We start from the raw sequence: 16,270 nt of genomic DNA on the forward strand, positions 1-16,270 counted from the left end.
TTTGATATGTTGGCGCGATTACATCGTGCGCTCGACCATTTTTTTCTTGATCTCTGCAATTGCCTTGGCCGGGTTCAAACCCTTGGGGCAGGTTTTGGCACAGTTCATGATGGTGTGACAGCGGTACAATTTGAACGGATCTTGCAATTCATCCAAACGCTCTCCCGTTGCTTCGTCACGTGAATCGATGATCCAGCGATAGGCGTGCAGCAATGCCGCTGGCCCAAGGTAACGATCACCATTCCACCAATATGATGGGCAGGATGTGGAACAACATGCACACATCACACATTCATACAAACCGTCCAGTTTTTTACGATCATCAATGGATTGACGCCATTCTTTGGCTGGTTTGTTAGTTTTGGTTTCCAACCACGGCATGATGCTGGCGTGTTGGGCGTAAAAATGGGTGAGGTCTGGGATCAAATCCTTGACCACTGGCATATGTGGCAGAGGATAGATTTTGACATCGCCCTTTACTTCGTCCAGGCCATAGATACAGGCCAATGTGTTGATCCCGTCAATGTTCATCGCGCATGATCCACAGATACCTTCGCGGCAAGAACGGCGGAACGTAAGTGTTGGATCAATTTCGTTTTTGATTTTGATCAACGCATCCAAAATCATCGGACCACATTTATCCATATCCACGTGATATGTATCAACACGCGGGTTTTCACCCGTATCAGGATCAAATCGGTAAATGCGAAATGCGCGTACATTGGTAGCGCCCGTCGGCTTGGGCCACGTTTTACCCGCGGTCATTCGCGAATTTTTTGGCAGGGTCAATTCAACCATGATTTATCCAATCTTCTTCCTGTCTATCCCCGTTTACAACGGTGTCGATGAGCTTACTTTTTTCACAACTTTGGGCTGGTTCGCGCTGTGATAAGCGGACATACAATCGGATGCACGTTTATATTGCGCAGCGCTGATATTGCTTGTCTTGACCAATCCCAACGTGATGCGTTGGTTATAAGGTTTCTGGCGGATGGTGACGTTGCCGTTAATCCCCGCATTTTGCACGCATTTGCCATAGGCCGCGCGATAATTTGCGGAATTAACGCTATCCACCACAAATGTTCCACTTGGCAATGTTTGCCCTGCTGATGTCGCAATCGGTGTTGTGGTTTCAGTTTTCACCATCTTGCGCGCAGGTTTTGCAACAGTTTGGGGTGCATGAAAGGTGGTGTAATCCACGTTGTAATCATTGCCCCGCATCAGAATGTTACCCTCGTCGATATGTGCCTGATCGCAGCCAGTAAGCGCCACAACACATCCCAAACCGATCACTGATTTTACGATGCTCATGATGATGAACCTTTCATATCTGTGGGCCATTCACCCGAATTTCGTTTTACGCAATCGTTGTAGGTTTTATCTGGGTCCATCAAGGATGATAGATCAACCCCAACCGATACGCCACCATGTGGGCGGACCTTGCCACCCGATCCGATACCAACCCCAACACCAACGCGTGTGGATACTGGTTTGGACACTTTGGCGCGACAGGCGAGCATTGCGTCTTCGACGCTCATCGTTGGTTTTGCCGGCGTACAGCCCGCGATGCCAATTGAAAGGATCATAATTGAAACAATGCTGCGCATGATATCACCTATGCCGTTTGTGCGAATTTGGACATGCACCAGAACGCAGCAGTAAATTCCGCATCTGATATGTCTTGGTTTTGCGATAAATCAACGGTGTTGTAGGTGCCATATTCGCGAATTATCAAATCAATGTTCCCCGTGATCCCCGCATCACGTGCACATTCAGCATATGCCGTTTTCCAAGTTTCGCTTTCACCTTTTGGGTGCGAAAACCGTGTAATATTTGGAACATCGGTGTTCGATGGCGAATATTTGGCCAGCTTCATGCTTGGTTCATCAGTTGTAATCATAGAATTATCAACACCCGTTTGCGCACAGGCGGTTGCAAAAATAGCAACACAAACAGATGACAGTTTAAAAATGTTATTCATATTCTCCCCTCAAATACTGACCGCACCCCAAAAATACGGGGTGCGGAAATACTTAATATACCCGCGCTTTTGGCGCGATCTTTTTAATATCAATACCACCGTCTTCTTGTTTTGTCAGCGGGTCAAGATGCACATCACGATAGGATAGCTTTACCTTGTGATCGGTGACACGGGCCAAGCTGTGCTTGCGCCAGTTTTTATCGTCGCGATCTGGGTAATCTTCGTGGGCATGTGCGCCGCGGCTTTCTTTGCGTGCTTCGGCACCCACAATTGTTGCCATCGCATTTGGCATCAGGTTGGATAATTCCAAGCTTTCCATCAAATCCGAATTCCAGATCAGGCTGCGATCTGTGACCTTGATATCGGTCATTTTCTTGGCAACGGCGGTCATTTTTTCAACGCCTTCGGCCAATGTTTTATCCGTGCGGAAAACGGCCGCGTCTGCCTGCATTGTTTTTTGCATTTCCAGACGCAAATCTGCGGTTGAAATCGCCCCATCCGCATGACGCATCGCATCAAAACGAGCCATGGATTTTTCCACGGATTTTTCGTTAAGCGGTTCATTTGGTGCCTTTGGATCAACGACTTCTGCCGCCTTGATCGCCGCCGCGCGGCCAAACACAACCAAATCGATCAGGCTGTTTGAACCCAAACGGTTCGCACCATGCACAGATGCACAGCCCGCTTCACCCACGGCCATCAGGCCGGGCAGGATGCGATCGTGATCTTTGGCAGTTGGGTCCAAAACCTCTCCCCAATAATTGGTCGGAATACCGCCCATGTTGTAATGCACGGTTGGCAATACGGGGATGGGTTCCTTGTTCACATCAACACCTGCGAAAATCCGTGCGGATTCTGAAATACCGGGAAGGCGTTCCGCCAGTGTTTCAGGGGGCAAGTGGTTAAGGTGCAAATGGATATGATCGCCTTCGGCGCCAATACCGCGACCCTCGCGAATTTCCATGGTCATGCAGCGCGATACAACATCGCGCGATGCCAAATCCTTGTAAGTGGGGGCGTAGCGTTCCATGAAACGTTCGCCTTCGGAGTTGGTCAAATAACCACCCTCGCCGCGCGCACCCTCTGTGATCAAACAGCCAGAGCCATAGATCCCTGTGGGGTGGAATTGCACGAATTCCATATCTTGGAGTGCCAGCCCTTGGCGGGCAACCATACCGCCGCCATCACCCGTACAGGTATGGGCAGATGTCGCGCTGAAATATGCACGGCCATAGCCGCCCGTCGCCAACACAACCATTTTCGCATTAAAGCGGTGAATGGTGCCATCGTCCAATTTCCATGCAATCACGCCCTGACAACGCCCATCTTCAGTCATGATCAGGTCGGTGACGAAATATTCGATGTAAAATTCTGCGTTGTTTTTCAACGACTGGCCGTAAAGCGTGTGTAATATGGCGTGGCCGGTACGATCTGCGGCGGCACATGTGCGTTGCACGGGCGGGCCTTCGCCAAATTCGGTGGTGTGACCACCAAAGGGGCGTTGGTAAATTTTACCATCTTCGGTGCGTGAAAACGGAACGCCGTAATGTTCCAGTTCATACACCGCTTTGGGTGCTTCGCGGACCAAATATTCCATTGCGTCCGTATCACCGAGCCAATCGGAACCTTTGACCGTGTCATACAAATGCCACTGCCAGTGGTCATTCATTTCGGTGCCAACGTCCATGTTACCAAGGCTGGCCGCGATGCCACCCTGTGCGGCAACCGTGTGGGAACGTGTTGGGAAAACCTTGGACACACAGGCGGTTTTCAACCCTTGTTCAGCCATGCCCAAAGTGGCGCGCAACCCCGCACCACCAGCACCGACAACAACAACATCATATTCGTGATCTGTATATTCGTAAGATGACATAATTTTCTTCCTTGTCTCAGCCGCCAAAGGCGATTTTGGCGACTGCAAAGACGCCCGCGAGGCCAAATGCCCAGCAGAATAATTTCGTACCGATCAGCAATGTTAACAATGCTGCTTTGCCGTGGATGTAATCCTCGATCACAACTTGCAAACCTTCTTCGAGATGTTTGAATGTGACGAGGAAAAACAAGATCACGGCAATTGCTTTGATCGGGTTTTGGAATGCGGCAACCACATCAGCGTGGCTTGCCCCCACTAAAGGGGCAACAATGCACAAAAACGCAAGCGTTAGCGGGATAAGTGCAACGGCCTTGAGCCGTTCACCAAACCAGTGATGCGCACCTGATTTTGCGCTGCCAAGTCCCGCGACGCGTTGGAAATCTGTTTTAAAGCTCATGAGCATACTCCGATCATGATAAATGTCAGAATGGTCATCACAAAGCTGCCGCCAATCATGATATAGCCCATCAAATCGGCAGTTTTGAGATCAAAGCCATAGCCCATATCCCAGATCAAATGGCGCACACCGCCCAAGAAATGATACCAAAGCGCCCAAATCGATGCGATCCAGATCAGCATGGAAAACCATCCCGTCATCAGCCCATTGATGCGATCAAAATACGCCGGCCCCGAGGCCGCCGCGATCAGCCACCAGATGATCATCACAAACCCAAGGGTCAGTGCGATACCTGTCAAGCGAACAAAGATAGAGGTCATTGAGGACATTTGAGGACGATAGATCGTCAAATGCGGTGATAATGGGCGGTTGCCACGATTTTGGTCTGCCATGTGTCTCCCCATGGTGGTCGTCGTTTAACTGTTTATTAGACCATATTTTTTCAAAGGCACAGAGCGATAAGTCGATTTTTGCAAATAAATCGCCGCAGTTAGCGATAACGGTCGCTGTTTTTTGCGCGTTTTAGACCAAAGATCGCGCTCAGCGCCCAGCAAGAATGCTGGGATTTGGATATTTGAACAAAATGGAGAACGGGTTAACCGATTTGATGCCCGTCTTTTTGCAATTGAGCCAGCGATTGATCGAGCGTTTTTTCAAAGCGTCCCAACAGATCGTCGATTTCATGCGTTTGAATGATTAAGGGCGGGCAAAATGCCATTGCATCCATCATCGGGCGGCTAAAGAAACCATTTTCAATGGCCAGAGCATTGGTTTGCAAACCCAGTTTGCCTGGTTTTTCCAGCGCGGTTTTGGTTTCTTTGTTTGTCACAAGTTCCACGGCCGCGATCAGGCCAACGCCGCGCACTTCGCCAACCAGCGGATGGTCAGACAGATTATTCAACCCTGCGCGCAGGTGTTCGCCCATCGCTGCTGCATGTTCGACAAGGTTATCTTCGCGAATGATACGGATGGTTTCATTGGCCACAGCACAGGCAACGGGATGCCCAGACCCCGTGTAGCCATGACCAAGCGTGCCGATTTTGTTTGCCTCGTTCATCAAAGGCTCAAAGACACGTTCGTTCATCAACAGTGCCGATGAGGGCATGTAGGATGAAGAAAGCTGTTTTGAAAGCGTCATCATATCTGGGGTGATGTCATAAGTGTTACAGCCAAACATTTGCCCCGTGCGCCCAAAGCCACAGATCACCTCGTCCGCGACCAAAAGGATGTCATATTTTTTCAAGATTTTTTGCACAGCGGCCCAATACCCTTTGGGTGGGGTTACAACACCCCCTGCCCCAAGCACAGGTTCACCAAAGAATGCCGCGATTGTTTCGGGGCCCTCGGCCACAATCATGTTTTCCAATTCTTCGGCCAAGCGATTGGTGAATTGTTCTTCGGTTTCGCCATCCAACCCTTCGCGCCAGTAATGTGGGCAAGTCAAGCGTAATGTCGGCACAATCTGATCAAATGATGCGTGGTTGGCAGGCAATCCCGTGAGCGCGGCGGCGGCGACCGTAACCCCGTGATAGGCGCGATTGCGCACAAGGATTTTCTTTTTCTCGGGCTTGCCCAGCGCGTTTGAACGATACCAAATCAATTTGATTGCGGTATCAATCGCCTCTGACCCGGAATTGGTAAAGAATGCTTTGGACATATTGCCCGGCGCCATGTTCACCAATGTATCCGCCAATTCCGCCGCAGGTGTATGCCCACGATGTGCAAACGAATGATAATATGGCAACGCTTTCATTTGTTTGGTTGCGGCATCCACCAATCGGGTTTCGGAAAACCCAAGGGCCGCAGACCAAAGCCCCGCCATGGCCTCGATATATTTATTGCCTTGGTTATCAAACACATGCACACCATCACCGCGTTCAATCACCAGTGGGCCGATTTCCAGATGCGCGGCAGGGTTTGTATAACCATGCAGATGAAATGCTGTGTCGCGTGCCTCGATCGAGTTTGGTCGAATGGTCATGATGTGCCCCGTTTGAATTTAAGGTGAATTAAAGTTGGCCCAATTTTAAGTCTTTGGAATAGGTTTCATCGCTGTGTTTTGTAACGGCCTGACCACAGCGCATGACGCCGCGCTTTTCATCATATGAATATTGCGGATCACCATGCAATTCCCAGCCTTTTGACAAGGCTTCGGTTACACGGTGGCAAAATTCAGATGTGTCATCATTGGTAATAAAACGATATGCTTGCATCAGCCATAAGTTCCTAAAAATGGGTTATAGCCCAGCGCCGTGTGAACACCCGCGATAATCGCAAACAGCACAATGGTGATGATTGCCAATCTGATATCGCCAGATGCAGGGCCTGGTTCTGGTCGCAGCCAAGCACCTTCGCTGCGGTTAATCAACACCATTTCGCCAATGGCCCATAAAATCATGCCACCAAACAGAAAAATCGAGGCCAAATCACCATTCACCAGCAAATGCGCCACGCCCCAAACAATCACACCCGTTAACATCGGATGACGCAGCCAGCTTCGTGCGCGACCTTTGGATGCGCCGAGCCCCATCAGCGCAACGGCAATCAGCATCAACAGGTTATTAAGGTGTCCGATCCCTGCGATTGGTGTATAAACGGGCAAGTGATCCATGCTGCGATAACCGATGATCATAAAGATAACGGATATCACCAAGAGCAATGCGATCACGCCTTTGGCGGGTCCAACGCCCAGTTTTTCATCCATCGCCACGCGTCCTGCGGGAAGAATGCGTTTGAAAAAATGCACATCGCACCAGATGATAATTCCAAGGATTAACCAGAACATTTAACTCTCCTGTTGTTTTATAATTTGCGCCTGTTTTAACAGCGCCTTGGCCTGTTGCACATGTAATTCTTCGATCATTTCTCCATTCAAGGTAGCCAAGCCATCGATTGCAGATTGAAATGCGGAGATGACATTTTCTGCATGGGTGATTTCGGCAATGCTCGGTGCAAAAATCTGATTGGTTGTGGCAATTTGATTGGGGTGGATCAAGCTTTTGCCATCAAAGCCAAGCATACGCCCCTGTTCACATTCGCGCATCAAACCGTCGTTGTCGTTGAAGTTATTATAAACACCATCAATGCAGTATTTATCATGTGCACGCACCGCCAAAACGCAAAGCGATAGGCTGGTTTGCAAGGCATCCCGGTTTTCGCTGGTTTGCGCAGATAATGATTTGCGCAGATCATTGGGGCCAAAGATCAAGCCCGTAACGCGTGGATGCGCCATGATCTGAGCGACGTTCAATACACCAAGCGGTGTTTCAATCATCACCCAGACTTGGGTATTTTGAAAACCTTTGAACACCTGCAACAGCGCATCAATCTGTAACACATGATCAACTTTTTCGATCTTGGGGAACACCAATGCGGCGGGGGTGGCAGTGTTTAGCGCACGCAGATCGGCCGCGATATAAGCACTGTCCAAACCATTGACCCGCACCAATGCGCGTGACGCCAGATCCGGATCGGATATGGCAGAGCAAACACGAGTAAGCGCCGCAGGTTTTGCATCTGATGCAACAGCATCTTCGAGATCAAAAATAATGCGATCAGCTGGTAGTTGAGATGCCTTTGCCACGGCGCGTTCATTGGCACCGGGAACAAACAGAAACGAGCGATAAAGCGGTGAAATATCCATTTGTTATTCCAATCACATGGCAGAACGCTGAGCAAGTGGAGTTTCGCGTTTACAACCGTGCGCAACCTTAACCAGATTTTGGGAAATTTTGTTCAAGCTGACATTATCACAGGACAAGGGTTTACCCCAACGGAGAGCAGCCTGTTTATCTGACACCTTTGGAAAGGGTCCACCATGCAAAAATTTCTCTTCGCGCTATCGCTTGGGTTTGGCGTTATTATAATGATGGCACAACATGGCAACGCAGAGCCCACCAATTGTGCGGCACGGGGCAAGGTTGTTCAAAGCCTGAACGATCAATATGGCGAAACACGGCGCAGCATTGGGCTTGGGCAAAACAATGGTGTGGTAGAGCTTTTTGCATCTGACAATACGGGGACTTGGACAATATTGGTGACGTTGCCCAATGGTATGTCCTGTTTAATGGCCGCGGGTGATGCATTTGAATTTACGAGCGACGCCCTGCAACGCGGGGCACCGACATAATTTGATTTAATGCCTTCGGCGAGGATATTTGAAACATTTGGAATAGAGAAAATGGCCACGGGAACAGTTATTGTTCCTGTTTGGTTGCGCTACCATAGATTCGTGATCACGTTCCATCCCTGATTTGCACCAGCGAATTGCCCCCTTAACACGTTGAAATATAATCTTATTCGTGAATTACCGCGCTTGACACTTGCCCTTTGGTTGCGACAGCGCTAGCAACTGCATGAGTTTCATTTCATGTGGAGAGAAAACATGGCTAGGGCAAAAATCGCGTTAATCGGCGCAGGCATGATCGGCGGCACGCTGGCACATTTGGCAGCATTAAAGGAATTGGGTGATGTTGTTTTGTTCGATATCGCAGATGGTATTCCACAAGGTAAAAGCCTTGATATGGCCGAAGCTGGCCCCGTTGAAAAATATGATGCCAAGTTGAAAGGCACAACAGATTACGCCGATATCGCAGATGCAGATGTTTGTATCGTAACCGCGGGTGTTGCACGTAAACCTGGCATGAGCCGCGATGATTTGTTGGGCATTAACCTAAAGGTTATGAAATCCGTTGGCGAAGGCATCAAAGCACACGCGCCAAACGCATTTGTTATTTGTATCACAAACCCGCTGGATGCGATGGTTTGGGCATTGCAAAAATTCAGCGGTCTGCCAGCAAACAAAGTTTGCGGCATGGCAGGCGTTTTAGACAGCGCACGTTTCAGCCACTTCTTGGCCGAAGAATTCGACGTATCTGTCAAAGATATCAACACATTCGTATTGGGCGGCCACGGCGATACCATGGTTCCATTGCAGCGTTATTCAACGGTTGCAGGTATTCCATTGCCTGATCTGGTGGATATGGGCTGGACAACACAAGACAAGCTGGATGCGATTGTTCAACGGACACGTGATGGCGGCGCTGAAATCGTTGGTTTGTTGAAAACGGGGTCTGCATATTATGCACCTGCATCATCTGCGATTGAAATGGCGATTGCATATTTGAAAGACCAAAAACGCGTGTTGCCTTGTGCGGCATATGTTGAAGATGCGTTTGGCGTGAAAGACATTTACGTTGGCGTACCAACCGTGATTGGCGCAGATGGCATCGAAAAAATCGTTGAAATCAGCCTGAACAAAGAAGAGCAAGCGATGTTCGACAACTCTGTCGAAGCGGTTGCTGGTTTGGTTGCAGCATGTAAAGAGATTGACGGTTCATTGGCATAAGCCACATTAAATTGTCATAAATTATCGAAAAAGGCGTGTCGAAAGATGCGCCTTTCTTTGTTGTGATCACAAAAAATAATCATGTGATCACAAAAGTCACTTTTATCGCTAGAATCCGCATTTTCCGCAAAATACTCTTTTGACGGTTTCGAATCTGTGATTGTCTCCTTGCAAAGTTTGACCTTAAAGGGAGTCTTCAATGAACATCCACGAATACCAAGCCAAACAGCTGTTAAAGCAATACGGCTGCCCCGTATCAGATGGCCGCGCCGTATTAAATGCATCAGAGGCCGAAGCCGCCGCAGCGGAAATGGACGGCCCGTTGTGGGTGGTAAAAGCACAAATCCACGCTGGTGGTCGCGGTAAAGGCACCTTCAAAGAGGCCGCAGCCGGCGAAAAAGGTGGTGTGCGTTTGACAAAATCCGTGGCCGAAGCCGCCGCAGAAGCCAAAGCAATGCTGGGCAACACATTGGTCACTCATCAAACAGGCCCTGATGGCAAACAAGTGAACCGTATCTATATCGAAGATGGTTCCGACATTGATCGCGAATTGTATCTGGCGGTTTTGTTGGATCGCGTCACATCACGCGTTTCATTCGTGGCCTCTACCGAGGGTGGCATGGACATCGAAGCGGTTGCCGAAGAAACACCAGAAAAAATCGTCACCCTGACAATCGACCCAGCGACTGGTTTCACGCCCGAAAATGGCAAAGCCGTTGCCGATGCGTTGAAATTGACAGGTGCCGAGGTTGATCAATGTGTTGAGCTGACGTCAAACCTGTATCGTATGTTCGTTGAAAAAGACATGGACATGCTGGAAATCAACCCATTGATCGTAATGGAAAACGGTGGTTTGAAATGTCTGGATGCGAAAATGGGTTTCGATGGGAACGCATTGTTCCGCCAGCCTGATATCCTCGCACTTCGCGATGAAACAGAAGAAGACGACAAAGAGCTGGAAGCATCAAAATATGATCTGAGCTATATCGCGCTTGATGGCGAAATCGGCTGTATGGTGAATGGCGCGGGTCTGGCGATGGCCACAATGGACATCATCAAATTGAAGGGTGCAGAACCTGCCAACTTCCTTGATGTTGGTGGTGGCGCGACAACCGAAAAGGTGACAGCAGCGTTTAAAATCATCACGTCCGATCCAAATGTCAAAGGCATCTTGGTCAACATCTTTGGTGGCATCATGCGTTGTGATGTGATCGCCGAGGGCGTTGTGCAAGCGGTGAAAGAAGTCGGCCTGCAAGTGCCATTGGTTGTCCGCCTAGAAGGCACCAAAGTTCAAGAAGGTAAAGACATCATCAACAACAGCCCGCTGGATGTGATCGCTGCGGATGATCTGGATGATGCCGCAGAAAAAATCGTTAAAGCGGTGAAAGGTTAAGCCCCCATGTCAATTCTTATTAACAAAGACACTAAAATCATCGTGCAGGGCCTGACAGGTAAAACAGGTACTTTCCACACCGAACAAGCGCTTGCATATCACGGCACACAAATGGTTGCGGGTACACATCCCAAAAAGGGTGGCACAAATTGGGCCGCGGCCAGCGGGCAGGAATTGCCAATCTTTGCATCCGTTGCAGAGGCGAAAGACGCAACAGGTGCAACCGCATCCGTGATCTACGTCCCACCAGCAGGTGCGGCCGCCGCAATCGAAGAAGCAATCGATGCGGGCATTGATCTGATCACATGTATCACCGAGGGTATCCCAGTGATGGATATGGTGCGCGTGAAACATAAATTGGACAATTCATCATCACGTTTGATCGGTGGTAACTGCCCTGGTTTGTTGACACCCGATGAATGTAAAATCGGCATTATGCCCGGTTCGATTTTCAAAAAAGGTTCCGTTGGCGTGTTATCGCGTTCAGGTACATTGACATATGAGGCCGTGTTCCAAACAACAAATGCGGGTCTTGGCCAATCCACCGCCGTGGGTATCGGTGGTGATCCGATCAAGGGTACAGAATTCATCGATGTGTTGGAATTGTTCCTTGCCGACGATGAAACACAATCCATCATCATGATCGGTGAAATCGGCGGAAGTGCCGAAGAAGACGCCGCGCAATTCTTGATTGATGAAGCGAAAAAAGGCCGCAAAAAACCAGTTGCTGGCTTTATCGCGGGTGTAACAGCACCTCCGGGTCGTCGTATGGGCCATGCGGGTGCGATTGTTGCGGGCGGCAAAGGTGACGCTGGCTCTAAAATCGAAGCGATGAAATCTGCTGGTATTGTTGTGGCTGAAAGCCCAGCAAAACTTGGCGAAGCTGTCGTACAGGCGATTGGATAATTGATGGCAGATGGGCGATATACATATCCAAAAATGTCGATGCCATTGGCATCTGGCATGGGAATGAATGCGCCCTCCTCGCCCATATCCAAGTCTAACACTTCAATTGGCGATGCGTTTCGCCAATTGACCTCAACCATGCCGACAAATCCAGACACTGCCCATTTGTCCGCGCTCTTTCCAACGCATGAGGTAACATCATGAACGAACAACCATCCAACGATCAGTTCCACGCGCTGTCATTTTTACAAGGGCATAACGCGGAATATATTGAACAGCTTTATGCGCAATATGTGGCCAACCCATCGTCGGTTGATGCCAGTTGGCAGGCGTTCTTTGCCGAACTTGGCGATGATGTTGATGCCGTCACCGCAGAGGCAACAGGTGCCACATGGAAACGCCCCGATTGGCCACCAGCACCAAACGATGAATTGATCGCAGCCCTCGATGGGCAATGGGGCGAAGACCCGCAAAAGGCAGGTGAAAAGATCAAATCAGCGGCGGCTGGCAAGGGTGTAACCTTGTCTGATGCCGATGTACAAAAGGCCGTGTTGGATTCCATGCGCGCGCTGATGATTATCCGTGCCTATCGTATCCGTGGCCATTTGATCGCAGCACTTGATCCATTGGATATGCGATCCAAAGAACCCCACCCAGAGCTTGATCCAAAATTTTATGGTTTCCAAGAAACCGACATGGATCGCCCTATTTTCCTTGATAAAGTGTTGGGGATGGAAACCGCATCCATGCGCCAAATTTTGGCGAAACTGCGCAAAACCTATTGCGGGACATTTGCTCTGCAATACATGCACCTGTCCGATCCAGAAGAGGCAGGCTGGCTCAAAGAACGCATCGAAGGGTACGAGCACGAAAGTTTTTTCACCACCCAAGGGCGCCGCGCCATTTTGAACAAAATGGTCGAGGCCGAAGGGTTTGAAAAATTCTGTCACGTGAAATATTCGGGCACCAAACGTTTTGGTCTTGATGGTGGCGAGGCATTGATCCCCGCCATGGAACAAATCATCAAACGCGGTGGTGCGTTGGGTGTAAAAGACATCATCGTTGGCATGCCCCACCGTGGCCGTTTGAACGTATTGTGTAACGTGATGTCAAAACCATATCGCGCGATTTTCAACGAATTTTTGGGCGGGTCATACAAACCAGACGATGTCGAAGGTTCGGGCGATGTGAAATATCACCTTGGCGCATCCGCAGATCGTGAATTTGACGGAAATTCTGTTCACCTCTCGCTCACCGCCAACCCGTCACACCTAGAGGCTGTAAACCCAGTTGTCTTGGGCAAAGCACGCGCCAAGGGTGATCAATTGGGGCGCGATCGTGGTGCGGTATTGCCCGTATTGTTACACGGTGATGCAGCATTCGCGGGCCAAGGTGTGGTTGCGGAATGTTTTGGCCTTTCAGGTCTGAAGGGGCATATCACGGGTGGCACGATGCATATCGTTGTGAATAACCAAATCGGATTCACTACATCCCCTCATGACAGCCGTTCATCGCCCTATCCCACCGATATCGCGATGATGGTCGAAGCGCCGATTTTCCATGTGAACGGTGACGATCCAGAGGCCGTGGTACATGCCGCCAAAATCGCCACCGAATTCCGTCAAAAATTCCGCAAGGATGTTGTGTTGGACATTTTCTGTTATCGCCGCTTTGGCCATAACGAAGGCGATGAGCCGATGTTCACCCAGCCAACCATGTATAAAAAGATCAAGGCGCATAAAACTTCGCTGACGATCTATACCGAACGACTGGTGCGCGAAGGTTTGATCCCAGAGGGTGAAATCGAGGATATGAAAACTGCGTTTCAGATGCGTCTGAACGAAGAATTCGAGGCAGGCAAAGTTTACAAACCCAACAAGGCTGATTGGCTTGATGGGCGCTGGTCACATATGAAAAGCAAAGACCCCGAATATCAGCGTGGCAAAACCCATATTTCCAAAAAACGCTTCAAAGAGGTGGGCGAGGCTTTAACCCGCCTGCCCGAAAAATGGACGCCGCATCGCACGATCCAGCGAATTTTGGATGCCAAGGCGGAAATGATTAAATCGGGCAAAGGCATTGATTGGGCCACTGGCGAAGCGCTCGCATTTGGCACGCTTCAGGTCGAAGGTTTCCCCGTGCGCCTGTCTGGTCAGGATTGTACCCGCGGCACATTCAGCCACCGCCATTCGGGCATTTTGGATCAAAACACGGGTGAAAAATTTTACCCGCTGAACAACATCCGCGATGATCAAGAAGGCCATTACGAAGTCATCGACAGCATGTTATCCGAATATGCGGTGCTGGGTTATGAATACGGCTATTCACTGGCCGAACCAAATGCGCTGACATTATGGGAAGCGCAATTTGGCGATTTCGCCAATGGTGCACAGATCATGTTTGATCAGTTCATTTCATCAGGCGAAAGCAAATGGTTGCGCATGTCGGGTCTTGTGATGTTGCTGCCCCACGGCATGGAAGGCCAAGGGCCAGAACATTCATCTGCACGCCCAGAGCGTTTCTTGCAAATGTGCGCCGAGGATAACTGGGTGATTGCCAATGTGACAACGCCGGCAAACTATTTCCACATCCTGCGCCGCCAATTGCACCGTACCTATCGCAAACCATTGGTGATTATGACGCCAAAATCATTGCTGCGCCATAAATTGGCCGTATCAACGATTGATGACTTTACGGGTGATAGCAGCTTTCACCGTGTGTTGTGGGATGATGCGCAGTTGGGCAATTCCGATACCAAACTGAAAGCGGACAAAGACATCAAACGCGTCGTGATCTGTTCGGGCAAGGTTTATTATGACCTGTTAGAAGAACGCGATGCACGCGGGATTGATGATATTTATCTGCTGCGTTTTGAACAGCTGTACCCCTATCACGATGCCGCCGCAAAGGTGGAATTGAAACGGTTTAAAAACGCAGAATTCATCTGGTGTCAGGAAGAACCGAAAAACCAAGGCTATTGGGATTTCATCAATCCACGGATCGAAGAAACCTTGGTCGACCTTGGCATGAAAAACAACCGACCAAAATATGTTGGCCGTCCATCTGCCGCTGCACCGGCCACAGGTTTGGCCAGCCAACACAAAAAACAACAAGCCGCACTCGTGAACGATGCGCTAACGCTCAAAGGATAATTCAATGACCGAAGTACGCGTCCCCACACTTGGCGAAAGTGTTACCGAAGCAACCGTCGCAACATGGTTCAAACAACCAGGCGATGCTGTGGCAGTTGATGAAATGCTGTGCGAATTGGAAACAGACAAGGTCACGGTAGAGGTCCCCTCGCCCGTTGCTGGTGTTCTGTCCGAAATCGTCGCAGCAGAAGGCGAAACCGTTGGCGTTGATGCCCTGCTTGCATCCATAACCGAAGGTGCAACCGCAGACGCCCCCGCCGCTGGCCCTGCACCGACCGCGGAAAAACCAACGCCAGAAAAACCATCTGAACAAGCGCCAGAAACAGATGCGAAAAACGCACCATCTGCGGAAAAACTGGCCGCCGACAACAATGTTGATATCGCGAACGTTGCGGGATCAGGGCGCGATGGGCGCGTGATGAAGGGCGATGTTTTGTCCGCCATGAACAACCCACAACCCGTTGTCGCATCCGCACCCAAAGCCGCTAGCGCACCGCGCAGCGATGACAATGCGGATCGCGAAGAACGAGTGAAAATGACACGTCTGCGCCAAACCATTGCGCGCCGCCTAAAAGAAAGCCAAAACACCGCCGCAATGTTGACCACCTATAACGAGGTGGACATGTCAGCGGTGATGGATTTGCGCAATGAATACAAAGAGTTGTTCATGAAAAAGCACGGCGTGAAATTGGGCTTTATGTCCTTTTTCACCAAGGCATGTTGCCACGCGCTCAAGGAAATTCCAGAGGTAAACGCCGAAATCGATGGCACCGATGTTGTGTATAAAAACTACGTCAACATGGGCATCGCCACAGGTACGCCAACAGGTTTGGTTGTGCCCGTGATCCGTGATGCAGACAGCCTGTCATTTGCACAAATCGAAAAAGCAATTGCCGAAAAAGGTGCACGCGCGCGCGATGGCAAATTGGGCATGGATGAAATGCAAGGTGGTTCATTCACCATTTCAAATGGTGGTGTTTACGGCAGCCTGATGTCATCGCCAATTTTGAACCCGCCACAATCGGGTATCTTGGGCATGCACAGCATCCAAAAACGCGCAGTTGTGGTGAACGATGAAATCGTGATCCGCCCGATGATGTATCTGGCCCTGTCATACGATCACCGCATCGTTGATGGCAAAGGTGCGGTCACATTCCTTGTGCGCGTCAAAGAAGCATTGGAAGATCCCCGCCGTTTGTTGATGGATCTGTAATCAAATAA

General features: G+C 49.8%; 17 protein-coding genes. 6 read left to right on the forward strand and 11 right to left on the reverse strand.

All coding sequences use genetic code 11. The features are described from left to right. Nucleotides 1–18 precede the first annotated feature (18 nt). From BFP76_RS04870 to BFP76_RS04920, 11 genes are all read right to left on the reverse strand, one after another. Complete coding sequence (locus BFP76_RS04870; protein ID WP_099592056.1) at nucleotides 19–798, reverse strand: succinate dehydrogenase iron-sulfur subunit; 780 nt, start codon at nucleotides 796–798, stop codon at nucleotides 19–21. Between the two features lie 33 nt (nucleotides 799–831). Next, the gene (locus BFP76_RS04875) at nucleotides 832–1,311 is read right to left on the reverse strand and encodes a hypothetical protein (RefSeq protein ID WP_099592057.1); all 480 of its coding nucleotides are present in this window, start codon (nucleotides 1,309–1,311) and stop codon (nucleotides 832–834) included. Then, a complete protein-coding gene (locus BFP76_RS04880) occupies nucleotides 1,308–1,607 on the reverse strand; it encodes a hypothetical protein (protein ID WP_099592058.1) in 300 nt (99 codons plus the stop codon). Before BFP76_RS04880 ends, BFP76_RS04875 begins: the two co-directional genes overlap by 4 nt. 8 nt (nucleotides 1,608–1,615) lie before the next feature. Next, nucleotides 1,616–1,981 carry a hypothetical protein gene (locus BFP76_RS04885; RefSeq protein ID WP_099592059.1) on the reverse strand — a complete coding sequence of 122 codons (366 nt, stop codon included), beginning with the start codon at nucleotides 1,979–1,981 and terminating at the stop codon, nucleotides 1,616–1,618. A 52-nt stretch (nucleotides 1,982–2,033) separates the two neighbouring features. Continuing rightward, on the reverse strand, nucleotides 2,034–3,854 hold the full coding sequence (gene sdhA, locus BFP76_RS04890) for a succinate dehydrogenase flavoprotein subunit (RefSeq protein WP_099592060.1): 1,821 nt from the start codon (nucleotides 3,852–3,854) through the stop codon (nucleotides 2,034–2,036). 16 nt (nucleotides 3,855–3,870) lie between these two features. Next, the gene (sdhD, locus tag BFP76_RS04895) at nucleotides 3,871–4,251 is read right to left on the reverse strand and encodes a succinate dehydrogenase, hydrophobic membrane anchor protein (protein ID WP_099592061.1); all 381 of its coding nucleotides are present in this window, start codon (nucleotides 4,249–4,251) and stop codon (nucleotides 3,871–3,873) included. Next, nucleotides 4,248–4,643, reverse strand: coding sequence for a succinate dehydrogenase, cytochrome b556 subunit (gene sdhC / locus BFP76_RS04900; protein ID WP_099592062.1), 396 nt, complete (start codon nucleotides 4,641–4,643; stop codon nucleotides 4,248–4,250). The genes sdhD and sdhC overlap by 4 nt, the downstream gene beginning before the upstream one ends. Nucleotides 4,644–4,846: 203 nt before the next feature. Beyond that, nucleotides 4,847–6,232 carry an aspartate aminotransferase family protein gene (locus BFP76_RS04905; protein ID WP_099592063.1) on the reverse strand — a complete coding sequence of 462 codons (1,386 nt, stop codon included), beginning with the start codon at nucleotides 6,230–6,232 and terminating at the stop codon, nucleotides 4,847–4,849. Between the two features lie 28 nt (nucleotides 6,233–6,260). Continuing rightward, a complete protein-coding gene (locus tag BFP76_RS04910; RefSeq protein WP_099592064.1) occupies nucleotides 6,261–6,464 on the reverse strand; it encodes a DUF1737 domain-containing protein in 204 nt (67 codons plus the stop codon). Further along, nucleotides 6,464–7,036 (reverse strand): NnrU family protein, encoded by a 573-nt coding sequence (locus BFP76_RS04915; protein ID WP_099592065.1) that lies wholly within the window; start codon nucleotides 7,034–7,036, stop codon nucleotides 6,464–6,466. Before BFP76_RS04915 ends, BFP76_RS04910 begins: the two co-directional genes overlap by 1 nt. Beyond that, a complete protein-coding gene (locus BFP76_RS04920) occupies nucleotides 7,037–7,894 on the reverse strand; it encodes an HpcH/HpaI aldolase/citrate lyase family protein (protein WP_099592066.1) in 858 nt (285 codons plus the stop codon). A gap of 174 nt (nucleotides 7,895–8,068) precedes the next feature. On the opposite strand from BFP76_RS04920, the gene BFP76_RS04925 reads away from it, so the two are divergent. The 6 genes from BFP76_RS04925 (at nucleotide 8,069) to odhB (ending at nucleotide 16,262) form a co-directional block, all read left to right on the forward strand. Beyond that, nucleotides 8,069–8,380: a hypothetical protein gene (locus tag BFP76_RS04925; protein WP_099592067.1), complete on the forward strand. Its 312-nt coding sequence runs from the start codon at nucleotides 8,069–8,071 to the stop codon at nucleotides 8,378–8,380. 255 nt (nucleotides 8,381–8,635) lie between these two features. Further along, complete coding sequence (mdh, locus tag BFP76_RS04930) at nucleotides 8,636–9,598, forward strand: malate dehydrogenase (protein ID WP_099592068.1); 963 nt, start codon at nucleotides 8,636–8,638, stop codon at nucleotides 9,596–9,598. 199 nt (nucleotides 9,599–9,797) lie between these two features. Beyond that, nucleotides 9,798–10,991: an ADP-forming succinate--CoA ligase subunit beta gene (gene sucC / locus BFP76_RS04935; RefSeq protein ID WP_099592069.1), complete on the forward strand. Its 1,194-nt coding sequence runs from the start codon at nucleotides 9,798–9,800 to the stop codon at nucleotides 10,989–10,991. A 6-nt stretch (nucleotides 10,992–10,997) separates the two neighbouring features. Then, entirely contained in the window at nucleotides 10,998–11,897 is a 900-nt protein-coding gene (sucD, locus tag BFP76_RS04940; RefSeq protein WP_099592070.1) for a succinate--CoA ligase subunit alpha, read from the forward strand. A 200-nt stretch (nucleotides 11,898–12,097) separates the two neighbouring features. Then, entirely contained in the window at nucleotides 12,098–15,049 is a 2,952-nt protein-coding gene (locus BFP76_RS04950; RefSeq protein ID WP_099592072.1) for a 2-oxoglutarate dehydrogenase E1 component, read from the forward strand. A 4-nt stretch (nucleotides 15,050–15,053) separates the two neighbouring features. Beyond that, complete coding sequence (gene odhB, locus BFP76_RS04955; RefSeq protein ID WP_099592073.1) at nucleotides 15,054–16,262, forward strand: 2-oxoglutarate dehydrogenase complex dihydrolipoyllysine-residue succinyltransferase; 1,209 nt, start codon at nucleotides 15,054–15,056, stop codon at nucleotides 16,260–16,262. The last annotated feature ends 8 nt before the right edge of the window (nucleotides 16,263–16,270 follow it).

The sequence above is a fragment of the Paramylibacter kogurei genome (genome assembly GCF_002742285.1).
GTDB classification, from domain to species: domain Bacteria; phylum Pseudomonadota; class Alphaproteobacteria; order Rhodobacterales; family Rhodobacteraceae; genus Amylibacter; species Amylibacter kogurei.

Coding starts and splice junctions, on each gene's coding strand:
- sdhD (WP_099592061.1), bottom strand. CDS start 4,251: ATGAGCTTTAAAACAGATTTCCAACGCGTCGCGGGACTTGGCAGCGCA.
- BFP76_RS04950 (WP_099592072.1), top strand. CDS start 12,098: ATGAACGAACAACCATCCAACGATCAGTTCCACGCGCTGTCATTTTTA.
- odhB (WP_099592073.1), top strand. CDS start 15,054: ATGACCGAAGTACGCGTCCCCACACTTGGCGAAAGTGTTACCGAAGCA.
- BFP76_RS04880 (WP_099592058.1), bottom strand. CDS start 1,607: ATGCGCAGCATTGTTTCAATTATGATCCTTTCAATTGGCATCGCGGGC.
- BFP76_RS04915 (WP_099592065.1), bottom strand. CDS start 7,036: ATGTTCTGGTTAATCCTTGGAATTATCATCTGGTGCGATGTGCATTTT.
- BFP76_RS04910 (WP_099592064.1), bottom strand. CDS start 6,464: ATGCAAGCATATCGTTTTATTACCAATGATGACACATCTGAATTTTGC.
- BFP76_RS04925 (WP_099592067.1), top strand. CDS start 8,069: ATGCAAAAATTTCTCTTCGCGCTATCGCTTGGGTTTGGCGTTATTATA.
- sdhC (WP_099592062.1), bottom strand. CDS start 4,643: ATGGCAGACCAAAATCGTGGCAACCGCCCATTATCACCGCATTTGACG.
- BFP76_RS04905 (WP_099592063.1), bottom strand. CDS start 6,232: ATGACCATTCGACCAAACTCGATCGAGGCACGCGACACAGCATTTCAT.
- sucC (WP_099592069.1), top strand. CDS start 9,798: ATGAACATCCACGAATACCAAGCCAAACAGCTGTTAAAGCAATACGGC.
- sdhA (WP_099592060.1), bottom strand. CDS start 3,854: ATGTCATCTTACGAATATACAGATCACGAATATGATGTTGTTGTTGTC.
- BFP76_RS04870 (WP_099592056.1), bottom strand. CDS start 798: ATGGTTGAATTGACCCTGCCAAAAAATTCGCGAATGACCGCGGGTAAA.
- BFP76_RS04875 (WP_099592057.1), bottom strand. CDS start 1,311: ATGAGCATCGTAAAATCAGTGATCGGTTTGGGATGTGTTGTGGCGCTT.
- BFP76_RS04885 (WP_099592059.1), bottom strand. CDS start 1,981: ATGAATAACATTTTTAAACTGTCATCTGTTTGTGTTGCTATTTTTGCA.
- sucD (WP_099592070.1), top strand. CDS start 10,998: ATGTCAATTCTTATTAACAAAGACACTAAAATCATCGTGCAGGGCCTG.
- BFP76_RS04920 (WP_099592066.1), bottom strand. CDS start 7,894: ATGGATATTTCACCGCTTTATCGCTCGTTTCTGTTTGTTCCCGGTGCC.
- mdh (WP_099592068.1), top strand. CDS start 8,636: ATGGCTAGGGCAAAAATCGCGTTAATCGGCGCAGGCATGATCGGCGGC.